Source organism: Mycobacterium sp. 1423905.2 (assembly GCF_001673155.1).
Taxonomy (GTDB): Bacteria; Actinomycetota; Actinomycetes; order Mycobacteriales; family Mycobacteriaceae; genus Mycobacterium.
This window is the reverse complement of record NZ_LZLE01000091.1, coordinates 1-3,250: the sequence shown is the minus strand read 5'-3', so window position 1 is coordinate 3,250 and position 3,250 is coordinate 1. Positions and strand designations below refer to the sequence as shown.

General features: G+C 66.0%; 3 protein-coding genes and 1 pseudogene. 3 read left to right on the top strand and 1 reads right to left on the bottom strand.

Annotated elements, in window-relative coordinates; all coding sequences use genetic code 11:
• Positions 1-203: pseudogene (locus A9W95_RS05030) on the top strand (phosphotransferase family protein); the annotation flags it as partial.
• Positions 203-1,318, top strand: a complete 1,116-nt coding sequence (locus tag A9W95_RS05025) for a hypothetical protein (RefSeq protein ID WP_067409508.1) — start codon at positions 203-205, stop codon at positions 1,316-1,318. The pseudogene A9W95_RS05030 and the gene A9W95_RS05025, both read left to right, overlap by 1 nt.
• A 110-nt stretch (positions 1,319-1,428) precedes the next feature.
• Here the strand turns inward: A9W95_RS05025 and A9W95_RS05020 are convergent, their stop codons facing one another.
• Positions 1,429-2,427 (bottom strand): TIGR03617 family F420-dependent LLM class oxidoreductase, encoded by a 999-nt coding sequence (locus A9W95_RS05020; RefSeq protein ID WP_067409507.1) that lies wholly within the window; start codon positions 2,425-2,427, stop codon positions 1,429-1,431.
• Positions 2,428-2,539: 112 nt separating this feature from the next.
• On the opposite strand from A9W95_RS05020, the gene A9W95_RS05015 reads away from it, so the two are divergent.
• A partial coding sequence (locus A9W95_RS05015) for an FAD-dependent oxidoreductase (RefSeq protein ID WP_156746017.1) occupies positions 2,540-3,250 on the top strand: 711 nt, incomplete at its 3' end.

Here is a 3,250-nt window from a genome sequence, read left to right as displayed (position 1 = left end):
GCGCGACTTACCAACGGCTCACCGACATCGAACTCGGCGACCTGCATTGGTTCTACGTGTATTCCGGCGTGATGTGGGCGTGCGTGTTCATGCGCACCGGGGCGCGACGGGTGCACTTCGGCGAGGTCGAAAAGCCCGACGACGTGGAGTCGTTGTTCTACCACGCTGGCCTGATGAAACGTCTGATCGGAGAGGATGGCTAATGCTCGGACCGCTCGACGAGTACCCCGTACATCAGGTGCCGCAGCCGATCGCGTGGGCGGGCTCGTCGGACCGCAACTTCTACGACCGTTCCTACTTCAACGCCCATGACCGCACCGGCGACATCTTCCTGATCAGCGGAATCGGCTACTACCCGAACCTGGGCGTGAAAGACGCCTTCGTGCTGATCAGGCGCGGCGATACGCAGACCGCGGTGCATCTGTCCGATGCGATCGACCAGGACCGCCTGCACCAGCGGGTCAACGGGTATCGCATCGAGGTCATCGAGCCGCTGCGCAAGCTGCGGTTGGTTCTCGACGAAACCGAAGGAATTGCAGCGGATTTGACGTGGGACGGTCTGTTCGACGTGGTGCAGGAGCAACCGCACATCCTGCGATCGGGCAACCGGGTGACGCTCAACGCGCAGCGTTTCGCCCAGCTGGGCAGTTGGAGTGGCAGCATCGCCATCGACGGTGAGGAGATCGCCGTCGACCCGGCAACCTGGATCGGCAGCCGCGACCGGTCCTGGGGGATCCGGCCCATCGGCGAGCCCGAACCCGCGGGCCGGCCCGCCTACCCGCCGTTCGAAGGCATGTGGTGGCTGTACGTGCCAATGGCGTTCGACGACTTCGCGATTGTGCTGATCATTCAAGAAGAGCCCAACGGTTTTCGTTCCCTCAACGATTGCACCCGGGTGTGGCGCGACGGCCGCGTCGAGCAGTTGGGCTGGCCGCGGGTCACCATCCACTACCGCTCCGGCACCCGCATCCCCACCGGGGCGACCATCGACGCCACCGCCCCCGACGGCACGCCGGTGCATTTCGATGTCGAATCCAAGCTGCCCGTGCCGATTCACGTCGGCGGCGGCTACGGCGGCGACTCGGACTGGCTGCACGGAGTGTGGAAGGGCGAGAAGTTCATTGAGCGGCTTACCTACGACATGACCGACCCGGCCATCATCGGCAGGTCCGGCTTCGGCGTCATCGACCACGTCGGACGCGCGGTGTGCCGCGACGGAGACGCGGCACCGGTCGAAGGCTGGGGCTTGTTCGAGCACGGCGCGCTGGGGCGCCACGACCCGTCGGGATTCGCGGACTGGTTGACCGTCGCGCCGTGAGCGTCGAGTGTGTCGGGCACCCGGGCGTGCACACACGGCAGGATTGCGCCGGCAACCCCACCGTCAGCGCTCAGTCGAAACCGTGAGCGCACACTCGACGCAGCAGGCGGCTAGGCCAACCGGTCGATGATCTCGGCCAGCGTGGACAGGCCGATGGGCGCAGGCTGATACAGGCACACGGTGTCGGAGACCCCGTCGACACGGTCGCGGATGTAGGCGGCGATTTCGGCGGGCGTGCCGCACGCCGCCAGGGTGCGCATCATCTCGTCGGTGATCAGCCCACCCATTTCCTGCCAACGTCCCTGTTTGGACATCGCGTTGAGCTCGGGCTGCAGTTCTTCCCACCCGTGCGCGGCGAGCACCGGGCGATACGCCGGGGTAGACCCGTAGAACGCCAGCAACTGGCGGGTGCCCGCATCGGCTCGCTTGCGATCTTCATCGGTTTCACCGGCCGACACGATGATCTCCGGGATGATCGCGAAGTCTTCGGCGCGCCGCGCACTGGCCTGCAGCCCCTCGCGCACGGCAGGCATGGTGTTGTTGTGCAGGAATCGTTTCGAGCCGAACGGCATGACCAGCAGTCCGTCCGCGTGTTCGGCGGTCGCCCTGGTCAGCCGTGGCCCTAATGCGCCGACGTAAATGGGTGGCGCGCCATAGGGATTGGGGCCGGGGTTGAATGCGGGGGTCATCAGGGTGTGCCGGTAGTAGTCGCCGCGGAAATCCAGCCGTTCCCCGGTTTCCCACGCCGCGAAGATGGCGCGCAGCGCCGCGATCAACTCCGTCATGCGGGCGACCGGGTGATCGAACTGGGACCCGAACCGCTTTTCGATCTGCGGCCGGATCTGGGTGCCCAGGCCGAGGGAGAACCGGCCGCCGCTCAACAGTTGATGATCGTTGGCCTGATGCGCCAGATGGATCGGATTGCGCGGGAAGGCGATGGCCACGTTCGTCATCAGATCCAGTTCCCCGACGGTGGCCGCCAGTGTCAGAGGAGCAAACACGTCGTGCGGACCTTCGAAGGTGGCCACGCCGCTCGCGCCGGCGTCGCGCAACGCCCGCGCCCGCTCGGCTGCATCGGTCAGCCCGTACAACGCGGTGAAGATTTTCAACTCGCCTGCCTGACGACGATTGCTGATCGGGAAACGGCTTTCAACAAAGCTCGAAACGAGCGGTAGCGCAATTCATGGTACGAATCCGCTCCGATGCGGTTGACTAGAGGGCGTGACAAACCCCCCGTGGATTGTCGACGTGGTCGTAGTAGGTGCCGGGTTTGCTGGATTGGCCGCAGCTCGGGAGCTGACGCGACAGGGTCACGACGTGCTGGTGTTCGAAGGCCGAGATCGAGTGGGCGGCCGCTCCTATACCGGTAGCGTCGCAGGATCACCAGCGGATATGGGCGGCTCGTTTGTGGGTCCCACCCAGGACGCGGTGCGCGAACTCGCAGCTGAGCTGCGGGTTCCGACCATCCCGACCCACCACGACGGCAACAACTTGATTTACTGGCGCGGCTCGGCCCGACCGTACAGCGGCACCATCCCGAGGCTCTCGCTGTTCGGGCTGCTGGACATCGGGCGATTGCGCTGGCAGTTCGAGCGCATCGCGCGGACCGTACCGGTCGCGGCGCCCTGGAACGCGCAGCGCGCGGGCGAATTAGACCGCGTCTCGCTCGGGCAGTGGCTGCGCCTGATGCGGGCCAGCGCGTCTTCCCGGGACCTGATGGCCATCATGTCCCGAGTGACGTGGGGCTGCGAGCCCGACGACGTGTCGATGCTGCACGCCGCCCGTTATGTTCATGCCGCCGGTGGCCTGAATCGGCTCCTCGACACCGAGAACGGGGCGCAACAAGACCGTTTCCCCGGCGGCACTCAGCAAATCGCCGAACTGGCCGCGGCCGAGCTCGGTGATCGAGTGGTCCTCGATGCGCCGGTGCGC

Bases quoted from the DNA above. Each gene is read 5' to 3' on its own strand.
- A9W95_RS05025 (WP_067409508.1), top strand. From the start codon at position 203: ATGCTCGGACCGCTCGACGAGTACCCCGTACATCAGGTGCCGCAGCCG.